This is a genomic window from Rubrobacter marinus, from assembly GCF_011492965.1.
In the GTDB taxonomy this organism is placed as follows: Bacteria; Actinomycetota; Rubrobacteria; order Rubrobacterales; family Rubrobacteraceae; genus Rubrobacter_F; species Rubrobacter_F marinus.
Window position 1 is genome coordinate 320703 of record NZ_CP045121.1, and the last position, 21600, is coordinate 342302.

At 70.1% G+C, this 21600-nt stretch carries 20 protein-coding genes; 8 read left to right on the top strand and 12 right to left on the bottom strand.

Annotated elements, in window-relative coordinates:
• The first annotated feature begins 43 nt into the window (after nt 1-43).
• The 8 genes from GBA65_RS01735 (at nt 44) to GBA65_RS01770 (ending at nt 9516) form a co-directional block, all read left to right on the top strand.
• Nucleotides 44-1012, top strand: a complete 969-nt coding sequence (locus tag GBA65_RS01735; RefSeq protein WP_166395110.1) for an ROK family protein — start codon at nt 44-46, stop codon at nt 1010-1012.
• Nucleotides 1013-1026: 14 nt separating this feature from the next.
• On the top strand, nt 1027-1848 hold the full coding sequence (gene otsB / locus GBA65_RS01740; RefSeq protein ID WP_207956057.1) for a trehalose-phosphatase: 822 nt from the start codon (nt 1027-1029) through the stop codon (nt 1846-1848).
• Nucleotides 1849-1886: 38 nt separating this feature from the next.
• Nucleotides 1887-4310, top strand: coding sequence for a glycoside hydrolase family 65 protein (locus GBA65_RS01745; RefSeq protein ID WP_166395112.1), 2424 nt, complete (start codon nt 1887-1889; stop codon nt 4308-4310).
• A 54-nt stretch (nt 4311-4364) separates the two neighbouring features.
• Nucleotides 4365-5807 carry a glucose-6-phosphate dehydrogenase gene (locus tag GBA65_RS01750; protein WP_207956058.1) on the top strand — a complete coding sequence of 481 codons (1443 nt, stop codon included), beginning with the start codon at nt 4365-4367 and terminating at the stop codon, nt 5805-5807.
• 172 nt (nt 5808-5979) lie between these two features.
• Nucleotides 5980-6651, top strand: coding sequence for a cyclase family protein (locus GBA65_RS01755; RefSeq protein WP_207956059.1), 672 nt, complete (start codon nt 5980-5982; stop codon nt 6649-6651).
• 91 nt (nt 6652-6742) lie between these two features.
• On the top strand, nt 6743-7693 hold the full coding sequence (locus GBA65_RS01760; protein WP_207956060.1) for a sugar kinase: 951 nt from the start codon (nt 6743-6745) through the stop codon (nt 7691-7693).
• A gap of 16 nt (nt 7694-7709) precedes the next feature.
• A complete protein-coding gene (locus tag GBA65_RS01765; RefSeq protein ID WP_166395114.1) occupies nt 7710-8354 on the top strand; it encodes a bifunctional 4-hydroxy-2-oxoglutarate aldolase/2-dehydro-3-deoxy-phosphogluconate aldolase in 645 nt (214 codons plus the stop codon).
• Between the two features lie 358 nt (nt 8355-8712).
• A complete protein-coding gene (locus GBA65_RS01770) occupies nt 8713-9516 on the top strand; it encodes a potassium channel family protein (protein WP_166395115.1) in 804 nt (267 codons plus the stop codon).
• A 192-nt stretch (nt 9517-9708) separates the two neighbouring features.
• Here GBA65_RS01770 and GBA65_RS01775 read toward each other — a convergent pair whose 3' ends face one another.
• The 12 genes from GBA65_RS01775 to GBA65_RS01825 form a co-directional block, all read right to left on the bottom strand.
• Nucleotides 9709-11133 (bottom strand): metallophosphoesterase, encoded by a 1425-nt coding sequence (locus GBA65_RS01775; RefSeq protein ID WP_166395116.1) that lies wholly within the window; start codon nt 11131-11133, stop codon nt 9709-9711.
• Between the two features lie 94 nt (nt 11134-11227).
• A complete protein-coding gene (locus tag GBA65_RS01780; RefSeq protein ID WP_207956061.1) occupies nt 11228-12586 on the bottom strand; it encodes an NAD(P)/FAD-dependent oxidoreductase in 1359 nt (452 codons plus the stop codon).
• A gap of 71 nt (nt 12587-12657) precedes the next feature.
• Nucleotides 12658-12909 carry a response regulator gene (locus tag GBA65_RS22645; RefSeq protein ID WP_207956062.1) on the bottom strand — a complete coding sequence of 84 codons (252 nt, stop codon included), beginning with the start codon at nt 12907-12909 and terminating at the stop codon, nt 12658-12660.
• Nucleotides 12906-13559, bottom strand: a complete 654-nt coding sequence (locus GBA65_RS01785) for a hypothetical protein (RefSeq protein ID WP_166395117.1) — start codon at nt 13557-13559, stop codon at nt 12906-12908. The genes GBA65_RS22645 and GBA65_RS01785 overlap by 4 nt, the downstream gene beginning before the upstream one ends.
• A 311-nt stretch (nt 13560-13870) precedes the next feature.
• Nucleotides 13871-15583, bottom strand: a complete 1713-nt coding sequence (locus GBA65_RS01790) for a GMC oxidoreductase (protein ID WP_166398283.1) — start codon at nt 15581-15583, stop codon at nt 13871-13873.
• 83 nt (nt 15584-15666) lie between these two features.
• The gene (locus GBA65_RS01795) at nt 15667-16920 is read right to left on the bottom strand and encodes an ABC transporter permease (RefSeq protein WP_166395118.1); all 1254 of its coding nucleotides are present in this window, start codon (nt 16918-16920) and stop codon (nt 15667-15669) included.
• A complete protein-coding gene (locus tag GBA65_RS01800) occupies nt 16917-17687 on the bottom strand; it encodes an ABC transporter ATP-binding protein (protein WP_166395119.1) in 771 nt (256 codons plus the stop codon). Before GBA65_RS01800 ends, GBA65_RS01795 begins: the two co-directional genes overlap by 4 nt.
• A 103-nt stretch (nt 17688-17790) precedes the next feature.
• Nucleotides 17791-18537, bottom strand: coding sequence for a TVP38/TMEM64 family protein (locus GBA65_RS01805; protein WP_166395120.1), 747 nt, complete (start codon nt 18535-18537; stop codon nt 17791-17793).
• Nucleotides 18534-18887 carry a hypothetical protein gene (locus GBA65_RS01810; protein ID WP_166395121.1) on the bottom strand — a complete coding sequence of 118 codons (354 nt, stop codon included), beginning with the start codon at nt 18885-18887 and terminating at the stop codon, nt 18534-18536. The genes GBA65_RS01805 and GBA65_RS01810 overlap by 4 nt, the downstream gene beginning before the upstream one ends.
• Nucleotides 18888-18909: 22 nt before the next feature.
• Entirely contained in the window at nt 18910-19965 is a 1056-nt protein-coding gene (locus GBA65_RS01815) for a medium chain dehydrogenase/reductase family protein (protein WP_207956064.1), read from the bottom strand.
• A 35-nt stretch (nt 19966-20000) separates the two neighbouring features.
• On the bottom strand, nt 20001-20468 hold the full coding sequence (locus GBA65_RS01820; protein ID WP_166395122.1) for a hypothetical protein: 468 nt from the start codon (nt 20466-20468) through the stop codon (nt 20001-20003).
• 414 nt (nt 20469-20882) lie between these two features.
• A complete protein-coding gene (locus GBA65_RS01825; RefSeq protein ID WP_166398285.1) occupies nt 20883-21527 on the bottom strand; it encodes a response regulator transcription factor in 645 nt (214 codons plus the stop codon).
• Nucleotides 21528-21600 lie beyond the last annotated feature (73 nt).

Consider the following 21600-nt stretch of genomic DNA (forward strand, 5'->3'; position numbering starts at 1 on the left):
CCTCGCTGGCGCCCGTCCGTATAGAAGGACGAGGAGGTAGAGGATGAACGCCATTGGGGTGGACGTCGGCGGGACCAAGATAGCCGCCGCGGTGGTTTCCTCGGAGGGCGAGATCCTGAACGAGGTCAGGTATCCGACGCAGGCGGTCCCGCCGAACCGGTTGGTGGAGACGATAGCCAGGGCGGTCACGGAGGTCAAGGACGGCTACGCGGTGGGCGGGGTGTGCCTGGCCGTTCCGGGTCTTATCCTGGCCGCAGAGAACAAGGTCGTCTTCTCGCCCAACCTCCACGAGATAGAAGACATCCGTCTCGACGAGGAGATGGGGCGGAGAACGGGCCTGTCGGTGACCGTGGAGAACGACGCGAACGCGGCCGCCTGGGGGGAGTTCCGGTTCGGCGCCGGCAAGGACGTCGATCATCTCGTCTTTATCACCCTCGGCACCGGGGTCGGCGGCGGGGTCATCACCCACGGGGTCCTGCTGAGGGGCTCCCAGGGGTCCGGCGGGGAGTTGGGGCACGTGACCATAGACCCCGCGGGGCCGCGTTGCGGCTGCGGCAACCACGGCTGTCTCGAGGCCCTCGCCTCGGGCACGGCCATCGAGCGCCGCGCCCGCGAGGTCGCCAGCGAGCTGCCGAACTCCGCGCTGGGGCGGCTCGCCATCCAGAGGCGCGTGCTCGGGGAGGACGTGACGAGGCTCGCCCAGGAGGGCGACGAGGCCGCCTTGCAAGTGCTGCAGGAGACCGGCATGTGGCTGGGGATCGGCCTGGCGGGGTTCGTGAACGTCTTCAACCCGGAGGTGATCGCCGTCGGCGGCGGCGCCTCCCGGGCGGGGGAGTTCGTTCTTGGTCCCGCGCGCAAGGAGGTGCAACTCAGGGCCCGCTCCCCGTCGCGGGATCTGGTCCAGATACAGGAGGCGAGCCTCGGCCCGGAATCCGGCGTGCTCGGCGCCGCCGCGCTCGCCCGGGGCGAGGACGGGGAGTACGTGCTCGGTCCCTCCAAGCGCGTGACATGAGAGAGGGGGAGTTCGTGGCCAGAAACATCGGCGACCTGCCGCACGCGCTCCACGACGGCGAGGAGTTGGCCCGGCGCCTCGCGGGGAAGCGGCCGGCCGTGTTCCTCGACTACGACGGGACGCTGACCCCGATCGTGGACAGGCCGGAGGACGCGATCATCTCGGAGAGCATGCGAGACGCCGTGCGTGGTCTGGCCGGCCGGTGCCCGGTGTGCGTGGTGAGCGGGCGAGACAGGCAGGTCGTGCAGGAGCTTATGGGCGTGGACGACCTCATCGTCGCGGGCAGCCACGGCTTCGACATCTGGAGCCCCTCGGGCGGCGAGATCCAGCGCGAGGAGGGCGCGGGGTCCAGAGACCTGCTCGACGGGGTGAAGGAGAGGCTGCGCCGGGAGATCGGGTCGATCGAAGGCGCGCTCATCGAGCCGAAACAGACCTCGGTCGCCGCCCACTACCGGCTCGTCTCCGAGGAGGAGAGGCCGAAGGTCGCGGCGGTCGTCGAGGCGGTCCTCTCCGAGCACCCGGACGAGTTGAAGGTGACGCCCGGCAAGATGGTCTACGAGATCCAGCCGAAGATAGATTGGGACAAGGGGAAGGCCGTCCTCTACCTGCTGCACGCTTTGGAGCTCGACAGCGATGACGTCGTGCCGATCTACCTCGGCGACGACATCACCGACGAGCACGCCTTCGAGGCGCTCGCGGGGGCGTCGCCGAAGGGCATCGGCGTATTCGTCGGCCGCGCCGACGACCCGGAGGTGGCCGGGAGGACCACCTCCGCCGACTACGTCCTCAACACGATGGGGGAAGTGGAGCGGTTCCTGGACACGCTCGCGCGCTGAGTTCGACCGGTCACCACGAGACGCCTAAGGAGCAAACGATGCTGGAAGAGAGAGCAGGAACCACGGGGCCGAACTGGACCCTCGCCTACGACTCCTTCGAGCCCGAGCAGGAGGGGCTGCGCGAGGCCCTGACCTCCACCGGCAACGGCTACTTCTGCACGCGGGGTACCCTGGCGTGGGCCGAGGCCGACGGGGTGAGCTACCCGGGCACCTACACCCACGGCGGGTTCAACCGGGAGACCACCATCATGAACGGGGTGCCGGTCCTCAACGAGGACCTGGTAAACCTCCCGAACTGGCTCTTGCTCGAGCTCAGAATAGAGGGGGAGGAGGCCGTCGACATGAGCAACGTCGAGCTCCTCTCCTACCGCCACGAGTACGACGTCCGAAACGCGGCGCTCCGGCGCGTCTCGAGGTTCCGCGACCGGGCGGGCCGCGAGACGACGCTGGAGACGCGCCGCTTCGTCAGCATGGCCGACATGCACCAGGCGGCGATGCAGTGGACCGTCACGCCGGAGAACTGGTCGGGCAGGGTCGAGGTGATCTCCTCGCTGGACGGGCGGGTCACGAACGGGGGCGTCGCCCGCTACAGCAGGCTCGAGGGTCGCCACCTCGACCCCGTCTCCCCCAGGACGTTCGGTCCCGAGATCATCGCCCTCGAGGCACGGACCCGCCAGTCGCGGATCTACGTCGCCGAGGCGGCCCGCACCCGCGTCTACGGCGAGGACGGCGGGGTGCTCGACGTACGCCGCGGCCTCTACCAGATGCAGGACTACATCCACCAGGTGCTCTCCTTCGAGGTCGAGGAGGGGAGGCCCGCGCGGATCGAGAAGATGGTCTCTTTCTACACGTCGCGAGACAGCGCCATAAACGAGCCGCTGACCAACGCCGGCAAGGCCGTCGGCCGCTACGGGACGTACGAGGAGGCCTTCGAGCGCCACGCCCGGGCGTGGGACGAGTTGTGGGACGTGTGCGACGTGCTCGTCCCCCGGGACGACCGGGTGCAGCTCCTGCTGCGCCTGCACATCTCCCACGTCCTCCAGGTCTGCTCGCCCCACACGGCCGACCTCGACGCCGGCGTCCCGGCCCGGGGGCTCAACGGCGAGGCCTACCGCGGCCACATCTTCTGGGACGAGCTCTTCATCTACCCGTTCCTGAACTTCCGGCTGCCCGAGATCACGCGCGGCCTCCTGATGTACCGCTACCGCAGGCTAAACGAGGCCCGGGCGGCGGCGAAGGAGGCCGGTTACGAGGGGGCGATGTACCCCTGGCAGAGCGGCTCCGACGGGCAGGAGGAGACCCAGACCGTACACCTGAACCCCAAGTCGGGGAGGTGGGAGCCGGACCTCTCCCACAACCAGCGCCACGTCAGCGCGGACATCTTCTACAACATCTGGCGCTACTACGAGGCGACGGGCGATTTCGAGTTCCTGCTCGACTACGGCGCCGAGATGATGCTCGACATCGCCCGCTTCTGGGCGAGCATCGCCCACTACAACCCCGAGCGAGACCGCTACGAGATCCACGGCGTCATGGGCCCGGACGAGTTCCACGAGAAGTACCCGGGCTCGGACGAGGAGGGGCTCAGGAACAACGCCTACACCAACGTGATGGTCGCTTGGCTCTCCGAGATCTCCCTGGAGGTGCTGGATCTCCTCACCGAGCGCCACCGGAAGGCGCTGAGCGCCAGGATCGGCCTGACCGACGACGAGGTGGGAACCCTGGAGGAGATGAGCCGCAAGATGTTCGTCCCGTTCCACGGCGACGGGATCGTCAGCCAGTTCGAGGGCTACGAGGACCTCGAAGAACTGGACTGGGAATCCTATCGGGAGAAGTACGGCAACATCCAGCGGCTCGACCGCATCCTGAAGGCCGAGGGGGACGACCCGGACAAGTACAAGCTGACCAAGCAGGCCGACGCCGTGCTGCTCTTCTTCCTGTTCCCGTCCGACGTCCTGCGGCGGCTCTTCGAACGGCTCGGCTACGACTACGAGCCCGAGATGGTGCGCAAGAACGTCGACTACTACGACGGCCGGACCTCCCACGGCTCCACCCTGAGCTTTATCGCCCACGCCGGCATCCTCGCCGGCATCCACCCCGAGAGCTCGTGGACCCGGTACATGGTGGCTTTGGAGAGCGACGTCGGCGACGTGCAGGGCGGCACCACCCAGGAGGGCATCCACATGGGGGTGATGGCGGGGACGCTGGACCTCATCCAGCGCGGCTACCTGGGCACCGAGATCCGCGACGGGACGCTCTACTTCGACCCGAAGCCCGTGGGGAACCTGGACGGGCTGTCGTTCCCCATGCGCTTCCGCGGGACGCCGCTGGAGGTGACGCTCGAAGGGGGCGAGCTGAGGGTCGCCGCGCAGGCCGACGGCCTCAACCAACCCGTCAAGGTCGGCGTCAACGGGACCGTCGAGGAGATAGAGGCCGGCGAGAGCCACACCTTCGTCCTCTGAGATGCGTGGGGGGCGGACCGTATGGATTATCTTCGGCGCGAAGGAGGAGTATCCGTGGTAGAGCGCATAGTGATCTTCGGGGCCACCGGGGACCTGACGGGGCGGTACCTGATGCCCGCCCTGGCCAAACTCTACGAGGCCGGCAAGCTGCCGGGCGGGATCAGGATCACCGGGGTGGACCGCAGGGGGTGGGAGGACGACGAGGCGGGCTTCCGCCGCCTGGTGCTGGACAACCTGGAGCGCCACGCGGGCGGCGTGTCGGCGAGCGTCCGCGAGAAGATGGCCCTTGAGGTCGTGGAGTACCGCCGGGCCGACGTGACCGACGCCGAGAGCGTCATCTCCGCCCTCGGGCCGCTGACGGGGCCGATCCTGGCCTACCTGGCCCTGCCGCCGGCGGTCTTCGCCCCGACGATCGAGGCGTTGAAGGCGGCCGACCTTCCGGAGGGGAGCCGCGTCGCCGTCGAGAAGCCCTTCGGGGTGGACCTGGAGTCGGCCCAGAATCTCAACCGGCTGCTGCACGAGTTTCTCCCCGAGTCGGCCATTTTCCGCGTGGACCACTTCCTCGCCTGGCAGCCGTTCCCCACGATCATGGGGCTGCGCTTCGCGAACGGGATCTTCGAGCCGCTCTGGGACCGCAACTTTATAGATCGCGTCGAGATCGTCTGGGAGGAGACCCTGGCGCTGGAGGGGAGGGCCGGCTACTTCGACCACGCCGGGGCGTTCAAGGACCTGATCCAGAACCACCTCCTCCAGCTTCTGTGCCTGACCGCTATGGAGGCCCCGACCGCCCTCCACCGGCGCAACCTGCGCGACCGCAAGGTGGACCTCCTGCGGGCCATCCGGCGCCTCTCCCCCGAGGAGGCGCGCCTTCAAACCGTGCGCGCCCGCTATTCCGCCGGCAAGATCGGGGAGAGGAGCATCCCGGCGTACGCCGACGAGGAGGGGGTGGACCCGGACCGCGGGACCGAGACCTTCGCCGAGGTCACGCTCTCCATAGAGAACCTGCGCTGGGCGGGGGTGCCGTTCGTGCTGCGCGCGGGCAAGGCCCTGAGCGGTTTTCGCGGCGAGATCGCCGTCCACTTCAAGCCGGTGCCCCACCTTGCGTTCCAGCGCGCCGACGACCCCCGGCCCAACGTGCTCCGCGTCGGGCTGGAGCCGAACAGGGTGACTTTGAACCTGAACGTCAACGGACCCTACGACCCCTTCGACCTGGAACAGATAGAGCTCGGCGCCGCCCTCGACCCTCAGGAGTTTTTCGCCGCCTACGAGGCCCTCTTCCTCGACCTGCTCGAAGGCAACACCACCCTCTTCGTGCGGGCCGACGAGGCGGAAGAGGCGTGGCGCGTGAGCGAGCCGATCCTGGACGCGTGGGAGAAGGGGCTGGTGCCGCTCCTCGAATACCCCGCCGGCTCGAACGGCCCCGCCGAGGCGCCGGCCGAGCCGGAGCCGTCCAGGAGCGGCGCGGGCCGCGAGGAGCCGACCCCGTGGGCCCGCTGACGCCGTCCCAGAGACGCGCGGCTCGCGCTCCGCACGAAGAGGGCCCCAACGCTTGAACATGGTGTGGCGAAGGTTGCCGGAGCCGCCCCTGCGCGCGACGGACGTCTGCCGAAGGGCGTGAGCAGACCGCGTCGCGTCCGGTGCCGGCCGGTCTTGGAAGAGGAGGTCCCTCGTGGACGATAGCGGCTCCCGAAAGCCGGTTGGAGAAGGCTGGATCGACGTCTCCGTCCCGCTGCGCAGCGGGATGGTCCGCTGGCCGGATAACCCGCCGGTCGAGATCGAACGGACGCTCGACATGGAACGCGGGGACGTCGCCAACGTCTCCCGGCTCTCGTTCGGGTCGCACACGGGCACGCACATGGACGCGCCGCTCCACTTCGTGCGCGGCGGCGATGGGCTGGACCTGATGCCCCTCGACGCCACGGTTGGGACGGCGCGGGTGATCGGTATCGAGGACCCCGTCTCCGTCAAGCGCGAGGAGATCGAACCGCACGGTATCGGCCGCGGCGAGCGCGTCCTGTTCAGGACGCGAAACTCGGCCCGGCGCTGGTGGACCGAGGACTTCATGGAGGACTTCGTGTACGTCTCGGAAGGGGCGGCCCTGTACCTCGCGGAGCGCGAGGTCAGGACCGTCGGCGTAGACTACCTCTCGGTCGGGGGGTTCCACGAAGACGGCGTAGAGACGCACGAAGCGCTCCTCGGCGCCGGGATCTGGGTCATCGAGGGCCTCGAACTCTCCGGGGTAGAGCCGGGCGGGTACGAGCTGGTCTGCCTGCCGCTCAAGGTCGCAAACGGCGACGGCGCCCCCGCCCGGGCGATCCTGCGCAAGCTCGAGGAGACGTAATACGAGGGATGCCGACGGATGGCCGCAACCCGCGCGGCGGGTCGATGGCCACCGGAGCAGCGACGCTCCCGTCGCGGGGAGGTTGGGGAAGATGAGCACTTTGCAACTGACGACCCTGGGCGAGGCTCTGGTGGTGATGGACCCCGTCTCCAGGGGGCACCTCAGGCACGTCGGCGGGTTCGAGAAGAACCTGGGCGGGGCCGAGCTCAACGTGGCGGTGGGCCTCTCGAGGCTCGGGCACCGGGTCGGGTGGGCGGGGCGGCTCGGCGACGACGAGTTCGGGAAGGAGATCCTGACCTTCGCGCGGGGAGAAGGGGTGGACGTCTCCGGGGCGGCCATGGACACCGAGGCCCCGACCGGCCTCTACTTCAAGGAGTGGAGGGCCCTCGGCCAGCTGCGCGTCTATTACTACCGGGCGGGCTCGGCGGCGAGCCGGATGCGTTTCGAGGACCTGGACCTGGAGCACCTGCTCTCCGGCGAGATCCTGCACCTCACCGGCATCACGCCCGCCCTCTCGGAGGGCTGCCACGACCTGGTCGAGCGCCTCCTCTCCGCGGCCAACGAGCGGGGCGTCGCCGTCTCCTTCGACGTCAACGTGCGGTGGAAGCTGTTCGAGGGGCGCGACCCGCGCATGGTCCTGGGTCCCCTCGCCGCCCGCGCCGACCTCGTCTTCCTCTCGGACGAAGAGGCCGAGCTCCTGTTCGGGGGGAGCGATCCGGCCTCCATCCAGGAGGCCATGCCGGGCACAAGGGCCGGGACCGTGGTCGTCCACGGGGCGGCGGGCGCCTTCGCCGTGGAGGAGGGAGGCGTCTTCGAGAAGGCGTCCTACCCGGTGGAGGTGGTGGATACCGTGGGGGCGGGCGACGCGTTCGTCGCGGGGTTTCTCTCCGGGCGGCTGAGGGGTTGGAACGCGGAGGAGTGCCTGGACATGGCCAACGCCTGCGGCGCGTGCGCGGTCACCGTGCCGGGGGACCTCAAGGGGCTCCCCACGACCGAAGAAGCCCTGGCGCTCATGCGCGGTCGTCCGGGCGTCGAGCGCTAGGGAGGGAGACGGGAGCATGGAGCGAGATTCGATCCTGAAGAGGACCGGGGACCTGGGGCTCGTGGCCGTGGTTCGGGGGGAGTCGCGGGAGGCCGCGCTGGAGGTGGTCGACGCCCTCGTCGAGGGCGGCGTCCTGGGCATCGAGATCACCTTCACCACCCCCGATGCCCCGCTGGTCATACGGGACCTGAACGAGAAGTACGGAGACGACATCCTCCTCGGCGCCGGGACCGTGATCACCCGCGGACAGGCGGAGGAGTCGGCGAGGGCCGGGGCGACCTTCCTCGTCAGCCCGGGCTCGGACCCGGAGCTTCTGCCCGCCATGCTGGACACCGGTCTCCTGGTGCTGCCGGGCGCCCTCACACCCTCTGAGGTAATGATCGCCCGCAGGCTGGGCGCGCAGGCGTTGAAGCTCTTCCCGGGCTCCCTGGGCGGTCCGTCCCACCTCAAGGCCCTGCGCGGCCCCTTCCCCGACGTGCCCTTCATACCCACGGGCGGCGTCTCCTTGGACAACATCGCCGACTGGTTCGCGGCCGGTGCCCTCGCGGTCGGCGCCGGAGGAGCCCTGGTCCCGTCGTCGCTGGGGGGGCGAGACCGCGGCGAGGTAGTCGAGACGGCGCGGCGGTTCGCCGAGGCCGTGCGTGCGGCCAGGGAGCGCTGAGCGGGCAAAGCCGTTCGGTAGGTACGGTGGGATGAGAGGAAAGAGGCAGGGGCGCGGGCTCAACCACCTGGTCGGGACGTCAGGGGCAGAGACCTGGCCGGTCGCGTCTTCGCGGAAGCGGAGACGGCGAGGAACGGGCAGACCTTGGAGATAACGGACGTAAGGACGGCCGTGGCGTAGGCAAACCCCGACGCCAAGACGGGCGTACCGCCGACGAACCGGCGATGCATGGTTCTCTCGACGCTCCTACCTCTCGCAGGTCTCGCCCTTGGGGAGGTCCCCTACGGCGCGCTCCCTCCCGGTGCGTTCTGGTAAGGTCCGGGGCGTCCGTGTATGTCGAGCGTAACTGGCGGTTCTGGTGAAGCCACCGAGCGACGAGAAGCGAAGGCTGCGGGACGATCCGGACCTCCGGGAAGACCTTCGACGGCGTCTGGACCGGTACCTGGACCTGCCGCTAGCCCTGGCCTCCGTGCTGCTGATCTTGATAGCCGTGATCGAGCTGGGCGGTGAGCCGTCCGGGCCCTGGAGCGGCCGCCTGATGGTCCTGGGATGGGTCTTGTGGGGGCTCTTCTTCGCCGAGTTCGTCGCGAAGTTCGTGCTGGCGCCCAACAAGCGTGCGTACCTCAAACACCATCCTCTGGACCTGCTGGTCCTGCTGGTGCCCTTCCTGCGCTTCCTCCGGGTGCTCCGCGTCCTGCGCGCCACCCGGGCCTTCCCCGTGTTCCGGCTCCTGGTCTTCGGCGGCCGGGGGTCGGGCGCGGCCCTCGTCCTCCTCCGACGCCGCAGGCTCGGACAGCTCGCCCTCGTCTCCGTGATCGTGGTCCTCATCGGGGCCGCGGCCGGGTTCGCCCTGGAGGCCGGAGCGCCCGGTGCGGTGATAACGGATCTCGGCGACGCGTTGTGGTGGTCGGCCGCTCTCCTCACCACCGTCGGCAGCGAGCTCTACCCCGTGACGGCCGCCGGCCGCGTCCTGGGCTTTCTCCTGATGCTGTACGCCGTCGGCGTCTTCTCCTACCTCATCGCCTCCGTCGCCTCCATCCTCGTCGGCCTCGACGCCGGGGAGGCGCGGCAAGAGGAAGCGCCGCCTCGGGGGAAGAGCGTCCGGATCACCGCGGACGAGGTCGAGACCCTGCGTCGCATCGTCGACAAAACGAGAGAATAAAGCCAGCGGATCGTCTCTTGAGGGCGACCAGGAAGACGAAGCGCCAGAAGGATACCCTGGAGAGACCCGACGCGGCGGGCATCCGGCCGCCGTGGCCTCGACGCTCCGTCGCGTCCGCTTCGCCGCGGCTTCGCGGGGGGAGGGCACGCGATGAGCCTCCCCGTCGAGGCCGTCCTTACCCTCCAAAGAAGCTCATCGGTCTCTGGACGGCGTCCCGCGCGCCGAGATCCGGGGCTCCGCGCCCGGGTCGGGCTGGGCCGGCAGGCGTCCCAGGACCGCCAGCCGCTCGGTGGCCCGCAGGCTTCGGGGCGCGGGCTTCGGGTGTCTCCAGAGCTCCGTCCGGATCTCCGTGCCTTCCAGGTAGACGCGCGCGTGGGTCTGCACGAACTCCGACACGTACACCGGGGGGCCGCCGAAGCGCGCAGGGACCGGCCGGAGCTGCCTGAGCCAGCAGCCGGAGTTGATGACCACGGCCTCCCCGGCCTCCCTCGGGATGCGGGAGAGCGCGGGCGCGTGGGTGTGCCCCGAGACGAAGACGTCGATCTCCCGGCCCGGGAGGTCCCGCCGTTGCGGCGGGTGGCCGTCGGACCCGAGGAGGGCTTCTATCCCGTCGGCGGACGAGCCCGTTCGGGGGGCGTTGCTCGCCTCTCCGGGCAACCGCGAGGTCACGGAGGAGATCGTGCGGGTCGCCGCCCGCCGGACCGCGAGGAAGAAGAGGACGAGCACGGTGACGAGCAGCAGCCCGTCCCAGGCGACCTCCCCGAAGACGGCCTGCACGACCGGCAGCGTGGCGTAGCTGTCCCAGAAAGAGACGGCCCGCGAGCCGCTCGACGAGACGGCGATCCCGTACGCGACGATCCTGTAAGCCGCGTACCCGACGAGCAGCGGCAGCAGCAGGTAGGTCGCCACCCGGCTCAGGAGGTCGTAGAAGACGCGGCCGGCCACCCACTCGGGGATGCCCACCACCGGGTAGACCATGCCCATGTCCCGCAGATCCAGGTCCCTGCCTATGCGCCCCGCCGGCGCGATGCGCCGCACCACGTCGGTGACGATGTGGTCCCCGAAGGGCGTGTCGAGGGGATCTTCGTAGTCCGTTATCGTGTTGGCCGGGTCGAACTGGTTGCCGTGCTCGCAGTAGATCAGCCCTTCCGGGGCCGACCCGAACCGGGCGGCGTACGAGAGCGCGAACTCGTCCACCAGCCCCTCGTCGCGCAGCGTGTACCGGATCTCCTCGTTCCACCAGACCTCCGCGTCGTGGTTGCCCGGCAGGTAGAGGACCCGGCGGTCCGGGCCGCCCGCGAGGGACCGCAACGCGGAGAAGAGCCGCCGGTACTCCGGGCGCGAGATCGTCATCGAGGCCCGGTTCTCCCCGGCGGGCACCTCGCCGATCTTCAGGAAGTCGAAGAAGTCCCCGGCCAGCACCAGCTCCACGGGCCCGTCGTGGCCCGAGACCTCCCCGAAGAGGGCGGCGAGCTCCTCGGGCGACTCGAAGTAGTCCTGGCCCGGGTCGCCGCCGATGTGGGCGTCCGAGACGAAGACCACGAGCGTGTCGTCCCGGAGCGTCCTCGTGCCGGCGGGAGGGCCTGCTCCTTCCCCGGCCTCGCTAGGCCGGGTCATGGCGACGTTCCGAAGGTCGCGCGGGCCGGAGAACCGCCGACGTTGGTTCCCGGTTCGCGCTTCCCTTCCACTGCTCTCGCCTCTCCTCCTGGCGCTAGATATGGCTCAGGTACTCGTGTACTTGCTGGATGGCGACGGACCCCTCTCCGACGGCCGAGGCCACCCGCTTCACCGAACCATACCTCACGTCCCCCACGGCGAAAACGCCGGGCATGCTGGTCTCCATGAGCAGCGAGGGGCGCCGCGTCGACCGTCCTTCCGCGGTCCCTTCCCGCGTCAGGTCCTGCCCGGTGGCTACGAAGCCCCCCTCGCCGCGCTCGATCTCCCCCGGCATCCAGCCCGTTCGCGGCCGGGCCCCGATAAGGACGAAGAGGGCCGCGGCCGGGACGGTCTCCGTCCGTCCGGTGGAGGCGTCCCGGAGGACGAGGCGCTCGAGGCGTCCCGCGCCCCCGCCGCCCACGACGCGGGTGCCCAGGCGCACCCGGACGTTCTCCGAGGCCTCGATCTGCGTGACGAGGTAGTCGGACATTCGAGCGGACAGGGAGTCGCCGCGCGCGAGGAGGGTGACGCGCGAGGCGTACTTCGAGAGGTGTATCGCCGCCTGCCCGGCGGAGTTCGCGCCGCCGACCACGTACACCTCCTGGCCCGTCATGGCCGCGGCCTCGGTCGTCGCGGCGCCGTAGAACACCCCGACGCCGCTCAGCGCCTCTAGCTCCGGGACGTCCAGGCGCCGGTAGGAGGCCCCCGTCGCCACGACTACCGCCCGCCCGGAGACCTCGGTCCCGTCCGAGAGGGCGACCGCGAGCTCTTCGCCCTTCCGCCGCAGTCCGACGGCGTCGCGCATCAGCTTGAAGCCGGCGCCGAAGGAGGCCGCCTGATGGAAAGCATCCCTGGCCAGCCGCTGGCCGCTGACCCCCCGCGCGAAGCCGAGGTAGTTCCGGATCAGGGAGCTCTTCCCGGCCTGGCCGCCCACGGCCTCGCCCTCCACGACGAGGGTGGACAGCCCCTCCGACGCCCCGTAGACCGCGGCGGCCAGCCCCGCGGGCCCACCGCCGACGACGACCAGGTCGAAGCTTTGCCCTTTGGGGAGGGCGTCCGCGCCCGCGTAGGCGTCGGCGACCTCCTCGTTCGAGGGGTCTTGCAGCACCCGCCCGTCGGGCATCGCGAGCACCGGCCACCGCACCGCCGTCCGGTCCGTCCCCCCGAGGATCTCGGCGCCCTCCTTCGAGTCGGCGGGGTAGAAGGCGGACGCGACCAGGTAGCGTTCGAAGATGTCCCTCAGCTCGTGGGTGCGCGGGGACCGCCGCTCGCCGACGATGCGGACCGCGGGGTTCGTCTCGGAGCGGTGGGGCCAGCTCCACTCTTCCAGGAGGTCCGTGACGGCCCGGTGGAACCCGTCGTTTGGGGGCGGCCCCGGCCTGGGCTCGAAGTGGTCGATCCGCCCGAGCGCCATGGCCTGGGGCAGTACGGTCCCGGTGCTCCTCTCCGTCGGCGCGGTCAGGAGCAGCCGACGGGCGGTGGGATCTACCCCTTCACGCGCGCCAGGAAACCGACGCCGTCCGTCCCGTCTAGAAGCTGGTCCGCCAGGACGAGGGCGACGCGCGCGCCGGCGGCCTTCAGGTCCTGCAAGGACCCCAACGCCCGCTCCGGCGACTCCTCGCACGCGACGCGGTAGTCCTCGGCGTAGCGGGCGTGCAGCTCGCGCGAGATCGTGCGCAGGTCCTCCGGCCGGTCGCAGACGGCGAGGATCACCGGCTTGGTGGGGCGCGGCCTCATGCCCCGCGCCTTCGGAGCCGGCGCAGCGCGCGGTCCCCGTAGACCTGCCAGAGCCCTCCCAGAAACAGGGCGTCGAACCGTCCGATGGCCGCGGCGCGTGCCGCCGGCGAGTCCCCGCCGGCCCGGAAGGTAGCGAGCTGCCTGAGAAAGCCCGGCACCCTCAAGCGGAGGATGCCCGATGCGACCGTCTCGGCCGGCTCGTCGCCCTCCTCCACGTGGCCGCGCGACACACGGGTGTACAGGGTAGTGGTGTCGCGCCAGACGCGGATGCCGGAGCCCGCACCGACGAACTTGGTGCCGGTCAGGGTGAGCGGATGGCCGACGCCGTCGCGGAAGAAGAGGCGGTAGAGCATCCGCTTCCGGCCCGGGCCGGCCTCGTCGACGAGGAGGTTGAAGGCGCCGCCTTCCACGGGCAGCCGGCCGCCGAGCGCCTCGCATTCGACGAACCCCTGCACGCCCGCCGCGCGGCGGGCGTCGGCGGCGAAACGGTCGAGGTCCTCGACCTCGATGGTGAGATGGAACATCAGGCGGGTGCCCGCCTCGCGCCCCTCCCGAGCGCCGCGTTCGTAGTCCTCCTCCCCGAACGAGACGTAACCCTTCATCTCCTCGGTGAAGCGGACGCCCGTGCGGGCTCTCGCGTTGCCGGTCATGTGGTCGGACCGTCCTTTACTAGCCGGTAGCGTTCGCGGTTCCGTGCCGGCGCCGCCGGCGGGCGCGGGAGATCTGACGCCTCGGGCGCGCCTGCTGCCACATCGTCACACCGGTCAGGACGAGGGCGGGGATCGGGCCGACCTGCGCGAAGGGGACGAACGCCTCGCTCTCGCGCCGGGGTGTAGACGAAGGCGCCGAGAAGCCACGCCATCGGCAGGTGCGTCCATCGCATCGACGTCCTCATCGCCCTGTTTGCGTCCTCATGGTGTTCCCCCTCCGTCCCGGCGGTCCGATCCTCATGGATAGGCCCTCATCCGGCCGAACCGTTCTTTCGTTCGATCATCCCGTCCGCGAAGCGGTCCGCGAGGGCGGCGATGGTAAGGCTCGGGTTGGCGCCGACCGGCCCGGGCATGACCGCGCCGTCGGCCACGTAGAGGCCCGGGTAGCCGAAGACCTCGCCGGAGGAGTCCACCACGCCTTCATCCGCATTGCGGCCCATCGGGCAGCCGCCGAGGGGGTGGACGGTGATCAGGCGGTTCAGGTCGGTGACGATGCGGCCCAGAGACCTCAGGGGGTCGTGCACGAAGCGGGCGCCCAGGGCGTCGGAGATCCTCCTCGACGCGTCCCTGACGCGCTCGAAGTGCGCGCCGGACTTGCGGTGCTTCCAGTTTATGTCGAGCCTGCCCGAGCGCAGCGTCATGCGCCCGTTGGGGAGGTCCCGGCCCATGCCGAGGAGCGGCAGCACCCCGGCCGAGAGCGCGGTGTTGGCGAGCACGTCGGAGAGCTCGACGCTGAGGTTCGGGTCCGCGCTCACCCCGAACCAGTCCCATATGAAACGGCGCTTGACGAGCCGCCAGATCGACCCCGGGAGGTTTATCGTCTGCAGCATCCAGGCCAGGTGCTGAGGAAACCCGGCGTCCTCCAGATAAAATCCGCGGCCCTCCCCGCCGTCGGCCGCGTCGGCGCCCCGGACGGCGCTCGTGATGACGGGCCCGAAGCCGGGATCTATGACGCGCGGGACCCGTCCCTCCTCGGTCTCGCGGGTGGCCCCGACGGCGAGGGTGAGGTAGTCCCCGTTGCCGCAGAAGCGCGTGCCCAAGGTCTTGCTCACGCGCGGGAAGGCGCTCCGGTTCTTCAAGAGCAGATAGGTGGATCCCAGAGCGCCGGCCGAGAGGATCAGGCGGTCGGCCGTGAGGGTCCGCGGCCCCGGTGAGCCGTCGGAGCCGGGCGAGATCGGGTGTTCCCTGTAACGGACGGAATACCCTCCGCCGGCTTCGCTCCGCGGCTCGAAGGCCTCGACCTCGCAGCCGGTCCGGAGCTGCGCGCCGAGGCGCTTGGCCGCGGAGAGGTAGTTGTAGTCGAGGGTGTTCTTGGACCCGTAGTTGCACCCGAAGTCGCACTCGCCGACGAGCCTGCAGGTCTGGCGGGTGCGGCCGTGGAGGTTGCCGTGCTCCTCCCGGATCGGCTCTCCCGGCACCGGCTCCTCGCCCTCGGCGGGGGCGAAGGTGACGGCGAGGTTGGGGAAGAACGGCTCCATCCCGGCTTTCCTCGCCGCCTCCCTGAAGGCTACGGTCTTCGACGTGCCGCTGTAGGGCTCCGTGTCGAAGGGATACTTCTCGGGGCGCAGCATCCCTTCGACTTGATCGTAGTGCGGGTCGAGGTCGTCGCGCGTTACGGGCCAGTATTCCAGGCCGCCGCGCCGGAGGTCCTCCCTGGCGAACCACTTCTCGTCCTTGCGCAGGAGGACGTTCGCGTAGATGAGCGAGCCGCCGCCGAGCCCGCTGGCGACGAGGGCGTGGACCCTGTGGAAGGACCAGAAGTCGTAGAGGCCGTGCAGCCCCTCGCTCGGGTCCCAGAAGTTCTCGCGCATCGTGTAGGGGCTGCGGGGGAACGAGCCCGGCGGGTAGGCCTTGCCCCGCTCCAGGAGGCACACGCTCAGGCCCGCCTCCGCGAGGCGGTAGGCCGTCACCGAGCCGCCGAACCCGCTGCCTACTACGATCGCGTCGAAGTGGGTCTCTTCCATCACGCTCCCTCCCGCCGGACTTCGGGTAATGGTAACTCGGGCGCGGGCCGCCGCGGCTTCTGGTCGCGCTCGGGCGACACCTCCTACTCCCTCCTGAGGGCCTCCACAGGCGCGAGCCGGGCCGAGCGGTACGCCGGGACGACGCCGAACAGCACCCCGATCAGGGCCGAGACCCCGAAGGCCAGGGCTATCTGCGTCGTCGCGAACGCGGCGGCCGGAAGGTCCGAGATCAGGACGGGCAGCAGGACCGAGGACCCGACCCCGAGCGCGACCCCGGCGAGCCCGCCGAGGGTCGCCAAGAGGACCGCCTCGAAGAGGAACTGCAGCAGCACGTCCCCGTCGGTGGCGCCCAGGGCCTTCCTCACCCCGATCTCGCGCGTCCTCTCGGCGACGGAGACGAGCATGATGTTCATGATGCCGATGCCCCCGACGAGCAGGGAGATGCCGGCGATGCCCGCGAGGAAGACGTTGAGCTGGTCCGTTATCTGGGAGAAGGTGGAGAGCAGCTCCTCCTGCGTCTCGACCGTGAAGTCCTCCTGCCCGCCGTGGGCGGCCCGTATCTCGGAGGCGATCCCGGCCTTCGCCTCGCCCACCGCGCCGGCGCCCGTGGCGGCGACCAGGATCTGGCCGACGGTCTCCGAGCCGGAGAGCTCCAGGGCGTCGGCGGTGGTCACGTAGGAGACGGCCGAGGCAGCCTGGACCAGGCCGCCCTCCGGCTGCGAGGCGACGACGCCCACGACCTCGTACTCCCTGACAGGCCGCTCCTGCCGGGAGTCCTGCGCCTGCTCGGGCGGGAGGCCCTCGGGAACGTTCCGGGCGGAGCCACCGACGGGTAGGGTCTTCCCCACGGCCCCTTCGGGCTTCCCGCCGAACAGCTTCTCCGCGTCGGCGTGGGAGAGCACGATCTCCCCGCCTCCCTCCACGAAGCGCCCGGAGGCGAGCTCGACCTTGCGGACCTCGTCGTACGAGGGGTCCACGCCCGAGAGCTGCACGCCCTTGCCGTCGACGAAGGCGCCGGTCGCGGCGTTGGACGAGGCCGCCTTCACCGAGGGCAGGGCCGCGACGTTCCTCGTGTCCTGGGGGGTGAGCGTGCTGACCATCTCGGCGTCTATGGCGCCGCCGCCATCGGCGGACTCCGAGCCGGGGCTCACGGTGACGATGTTCGGGCCGAGGTCCGTGATCTGTCCGGAGACGCTGTCGCGGATGCCGTTGCCGAGCGAGGTCAGGGCGACGACCGACGCGACCCCGATGACTATGCCCAGAGCCGACAGCGCCGTCCTCAAGGGCTTGCCGAGAAGGCCGCGCAAGCCCATCGCGATTATCCTGAGTATCTTCATCGCCGTCCTCCGTTCTCTACGTCGCGTCCGGGGCTCCGGCCTTCGTCGCCGAAGATCCTGCCGTCGCGGATCTCTATCGTCCTGTCGCCCCGCTCGGCGACCTCCGCCTCGTGGGTAACGACCATGATGGTCACGCCCGAGTCGTGCAGCTCCCCGAAGAGCGACATGATCTCCTCGCTCGTCTTGGAGTCGAGGTTCCCGGTCGGCTCGTCGGCCAGGAGCAGCGACGGCCCGTTGACGAGGGCGCGGGCTATCGCCACCCGCTGCATCTGCCCGCCGGAGAGCTCGGTCGGCTTGTGCTTTAACCTGCCGGAGAGCCCGACCCGCTCCAAAGCCTCCGTCGCCCGCCTGCGCCTCTCCTTGCGGCCGACGTCGGCGTAGACCATGGGCAGCTCCACGTTGGCGAGCGCCGTCTCGCCGGGGAGGAGGTTGTAGCTCTGGAAGACGAACCCCACGAGGTCTCGTCTGGCCCTACTGAGCTCCCCGCCCCTCAGCCCGGAGACCTCGCGGCCGCCCAGGTTGTAGGAGCCGCCCGTCGGCCGGTCGAGCAGGCCGAGCAGGTTCATCAGGGTGCTCTTGCCGCTCCCCGAGGGCCCTATCAGGGAGACCCACTCCCCGGCCTCGACCGCGAGGCTCACCCCGGCCAGCGCCTCGACCGTGTTCTCCCCGCGGCCGTAAACCTTCGTCAGATCCCTGGCCTCGATCACGGCCCGGGAAGCCCGTCCCGCTCCACCCTCCGTTCCTTCCCTGGTCTTCGTCGACTGCATGGTTCCTCCCGTCGTCTCGTCGCTTCTCTGCCTCGCCTCGGCGGAGCCTCCGCCGTGCCCCCGTCGCGGCCGGGCGGTGGCCTCGGATCTCCTGGTGCCGCGCTCACGGCGTGCCCTCCCCGCGCAATGCCGCGCGGCGGAGCATCCAGGCCTCCAGCCGCCCCCTGAACGCCAACCCGAGCGCCATGACCGCGGCGACGACGATGCCCGCCGTGACCCAGGTCGCCGTCGAGCCCGTCACCCAGTCCGAGGCCAGAAGGGCCGTCATGGCGCTACTGGGCGTCCTGCCCAGGACCAGCATCACCAGGAAGCGGCGGAAGCCGAGCGCCGAGAGCCCCGCGAGGGCGACCGCGGCGTCGTCGGGCATGAAGGGGACGAGCAGAACCGCGAGCATCCACCAGCCCCGACGGTCGAGGACCCCGACGTACCTTCGGACCACCTCCCGGCCCACGAGCCGCGCGACCAGCACCTCGCCCCACCTGCGCACCGCCAGGAACACCAGGACCGAGCCGACGACCGAACCGGCCAGGCCCAGGGCCAGGCCCTCCCAGACGCCGAAGACGAGCGCGCCTACCAGGGAGAAGGGCCCGGACGGGATCGGCGCGACAAACACCTGAGCGACCATCGCGAAGAAGTAGACGACCGGCGCGAAGGCCCCGAACGAGAGAACGAAGCCCTCGACGCCGGCCGCGTACGCGTCTCCCGCCAGGGCGGCGAAACCGACGAGGTCCGCGCGCAACCCGGGCGAGACCGCGAAAGCCAACAAAGACGTACCCGCGACGGCGAGGGCGCCGACGGTCCGCCGGCCTCCGAACGCCCCGAAAGCGCCATCCTTGACGGTAGTCTTCATCTCGACACCCCTTCCTGTCTTCCTCGACGGACGAACCTCTTGCTAACTAAGTTAAGTAAACGTCGAAGGACGTCTGCGTCGCCGCTCGTGTGTTCCGGTGGTCGCGATCCGGGCGTCCCTCCGCGCGGGTTTACCCGGCCTGAGAGGCGGCGGTAGAGGCGACGGATGCGGCCCTGCTGCCACATCCACAGCCCGGTCTGGGTAACGACGGGGACGATTATGGCCTGCATGAGCAGGACGAAGGCTTCGCTGTCGCGCGCCGGGGTGTAGACGAGGACCCCGATCAGGAAGCCAACCAGAAGGTGCGTCCACCGCAGGAGGGCCCGCGCCTTCTTGTTCGGGTTGCTCATAGCTTCGGCCTCCTGATCCGGGTTACCGGGCGTCGGGCCGCGTGCCGGGTTCCGGCACGAGCACGACCTTGCCGCTCGCCCCGCCGGAGGCCAGGAGCTCGAGCGCCTCGGAAGCCCTTTCCAGCGGCATCCGGGTGGTCGCGTGCGCCTCGATCTCCCCCTTTGCCAGGAGCGACAGGACCGTCGAGAGGTCCTCCTGGAAGAACTTGGGCCATCGCTGGACGTAGTAGAACGTCGCCCGCTTGCCGTTGGGGACGGCGCCCCAGAGCAGCACCCGGCCCACGATCGGCAGGTAGGGCTTCAGGCGATGACCGGCGTCCCCCAGCGTGGACGCCGAGCCGTAGGAGACCAGCGTGCCGCCCTTGCGGAGCATTCGGTAGGAGTCCACGAGCCCGGGACCGCCCACGTGGTCGAAGACCGCGTCCACCCCTTCGGGGGAGATCTCGCGCACCCGGGCGGGCACGTCGTCGTTCCTGTAGTCGACCGGGACGGCGCCCAGAGCGCGCACGTGCTCGTGCTTGGAGGCCGAGGCGGTCCCTATCACCTCCGCGCCGGCGAGCCGCGCGAGCTGCACCAGGAGCGTCCCCACGCCGCCGGAGGCCCCGTGAACGAGCACGGTCTGGCCGGGGCGAACCCGTGCCGCGCGGTGGATCATCTGCCAGGCGGTGACCCCGTTGGTGACGGCCGCTACCGCCTCGGCGGGGTCGAGGCCGTCCGGCACCGGCGCGAGATCCTTCGCGGGAAGCGCCACCCGCTCGGCCCACGAGCCCGTCTGCGTGAGCGCGGCGACGCGCCGACCCACCAACCCCCCGTCGACGCCCTCGCCGACGCTCTCCACCTCACCTACCAAATCGTAGCCGGGGACGAAGGGGAACTTGGGCTGCATGAAGTAGCGCCCCTTGAGCATCTGCACCTCGGCGAAGGAGACGCCTGTCGCCTCCACGCGGACCACGGCCTCTCCTGGCCCCGGGCCGGGCAGGTCCCGCCGGTGCGCCTCGAGCACCCCCGGCCCACCCTCGCGCGGCATCACTATCTCGGTCGTCGTGGCCACTGCGGCCTCCGTGGTCTTCGTCGTCATGGTCGTTGCTCCTTTCGGTCGCGTTGCCGGGTGGTTTACTTGACCGCCGTCTCCGCCGGGAGTCCCAGGACGTTGTCCGGGGCGATGCCCGGGCGCAGGGCGAGCAGCGCGGGCACCGCGACGGCGACGGCGACCACGTTGAGGGTGGCGGCGACGACGAAGGCGGTGACGGTGCCGCCGGCGAGCAGCCCCCAGACGGGGATGGACATGAACGCCACGAAGAAACCGGCGGCCGGCACGAGGAACTTGACGAGCGCCCGCGGGTCGTAGGAGCGGTAGGACATATAGAAGCCCAGGGCGTTCCCCAGGACCGCCGGGATCGTCGCCAGCACCACCTTCACGGTGCCGAACTGGGAGACCTCGTCCGGCGCCCCGAGGGCCGGCGGGCCCGCGCTGGCGATCAGCGTGTTGATAGCGAAGGCCACCGCCGACAGGACCAGGCCCACCAGCACCACGGCGGCCGGGCGGATCTCGCCCTCCGGACTAAACGCGATGCGGTTCATAAACTCTTCCTCCTCGTTTCGTGCGACCCCCGATGGATCGCGGTTCTCCCCGGACTCCCTACAAGCCCCTGACTGCCCTCGCCGCCCCGTTGCGGGCCCCGCCCAAAACCTTCGTCACGTGAATCACCTCCCTCCTTAACGGCTCTCGTTTTATGAACTAAGTTAGATTGCGGGTAAAAGAGAGGGTGCTGCCTCTGCCTGCGCTCCTTGATGCCCGAGATACCTCCGTTTCCTATCGTTGGTCTAAAATCTAACACAGTTAAATAACGCCGTCAAGCCTCTTGTGGCATCGATAGGAAAAAAGGTGGCGAGCGAGCGAGATCCAACGTTCACAAGCCCTGACGATCGGTGAAGGCCACACCGATCCTGCCTCGTTCGCGATGTTTCGGGGGAGGGCAGCATCGCGGGTGAGTGCTAGCCGCGCAGGTAGGCCAGCACCGCCAGCACGCGGCGGTGGTCGGCCTCGCCCTGGGGCAGCCCGAGCTTGCCGAAGATGCTTTTTACGTGCTTCTCCACCGCCCCGCCGGTGACGAAGAGCGCCTTTGCTATGGCCTGGTTGGTGCGGCCCTCGGCGACGAGGGCGAGGACCTCGCCCTCGCGCGGGGTGAGGGACGCGAGGCCTTCGTTGCGCCTCCTGCGGGCCAGGAGTTGGCCCACTACCTCGGGGTCGAGCACCGTCCCGCCGGAGCCGACGGACTCGAGCGCCGATACGAACTCGGCGACGTCGGCGACGCGGTCCTTCAGCAGGTAGCCCGTGCCCTCCATCCCGGACTCCAGGAGCTCCCTGCCGTAGCGCTCCTCGACGTACTGCGAGAGCACCAGCACCGCGAGGCCGGGCCTCCGCCTCCTCGCCTCCAGGGCGGCCTTGAGGCCCTCGTCCTTGAAGCCCGGCGGCATGCGCACGTCCACGACGGCCACGTCGGGGGGGTGCTCCTCGACGGCGCTCAGGAAGCCCGGTCCGTCGCTCGCCTCGGCGACGACCCGGTGGCCTGCGTCGGTTATGAGGCGCGCGATGCCAGCCCGCAGCAGGCCGGAGTCCTCTGCGATCGCGACCTTCAGGGGGCTCTTCTGGGGTGTCCTCACTCATCGTCTCGTCCTCCCCACGGTAGCTCCGCGCGCACCCTGGTCGGGC

Coding starts and splice junctions, on each gene's coding strand:
- GBA65_RS01805 (WP_166395120.1), bottom strand. CDS start 18,537: ATGAAGACTACCGTCAAGGATGGCGCTTTCGGGGCGTTCGGAGGCCGG.
- GBA65_RS01800 (WP_166395119.1), bottom strand. CDS start 17,687: ATGCAGTCGACGAAGACCAGGGAAGGAACGGAGGGTGGAGCGGGACGG.
- GBA65_RS01790 (WP_166398283.1), bottom strand. CDS start 15,583: ATGGAAGAGACCCACTTCGACGCGATCGTAGTAGGCAGCGGGTTCGGC.
- GBA65_RS01735 (WP_166395110.1), top strand. CDS start 44: ATGAACGCCATTGGGGTGGACGTCGGCGGGACCAAGATAGCCGCCGCG.
- GBA65_RS01745 (WP_166395112.1), top strand. CDS start 1,887: ATGCTGGAAGAGAGAGCAGGAACCACGGGGCCGAACTGGACCCTCGCC.
- GBA65_RS01765 (WP_166395114.1), top strand. CDS start 7,710: ATGGAGCGAGATTCGATCCTGAAGAGGACCGGGGACCTGGGGCTCGTG.
- GBA65_RS01795 (WP_166395118.1), bottom strand. CDS start 16,920: ATGAAGATACTCAGGATAATCGCGATGGGCTTGCGCGGCCTTCTCGGC.
- GBA65_RS01780 (WP_207956061.1), bottom strand. CDS start 12,586: ATGGCGCTCGGGCGGATCGACCACTTCGAGCCCAGGCCGGGGCCGCCC.
- GBA65_RS01785 (WP_166395117.1), bottom strand. CDS start 13,559: ATGACCGGCAACGCGAGAGCCCGCACGGGCGTCCGCTTCACCGAGGAG.
- GBA65_RS01810 (WP_166395121.1), bottom strand. CDS start 18,887: ATGAGCAACCCGAACAAGAAGGCGCGGGCCCTCCTGCGGTGGACGCAC.
- GBA65_RS01820 (WP_166395122.1), bottom strand. CDS start 20,468: ATGAACCGCATCGCGTTTAGTCCGGAGGGCGAGATCCGCCCGGCCGCC.
- GBA65_RS01815 (WP_207956064.1), bottom strand. CDS start 19,965: ATGACGACGAAGACCACGGAGGCCGCAGTGGCCACGACGACCGAGATA.
- GBA65_RS22645 (WP_207956062.1), bottom strand. CDS start 12,909: ATGAGGCCGCGCCCCACCAAGCCGGTGATCCTCGCCGTCTGCGACCGG.
- GBA65_RS01775 (WP_166395116.1), bottom strand. CDS start 11,133: ATGACCCGGCCTAGCGAGGCCGGGGAAGGAGCAGGCCCTCCCGCCGGC.
- GBA65_RS01760 (WP_207956060.1), top strand. CDS start 6,743: ATGAGCACTTTGCAACTGACGACCCTGGGCGAGGCTCTGGTGGTGATG.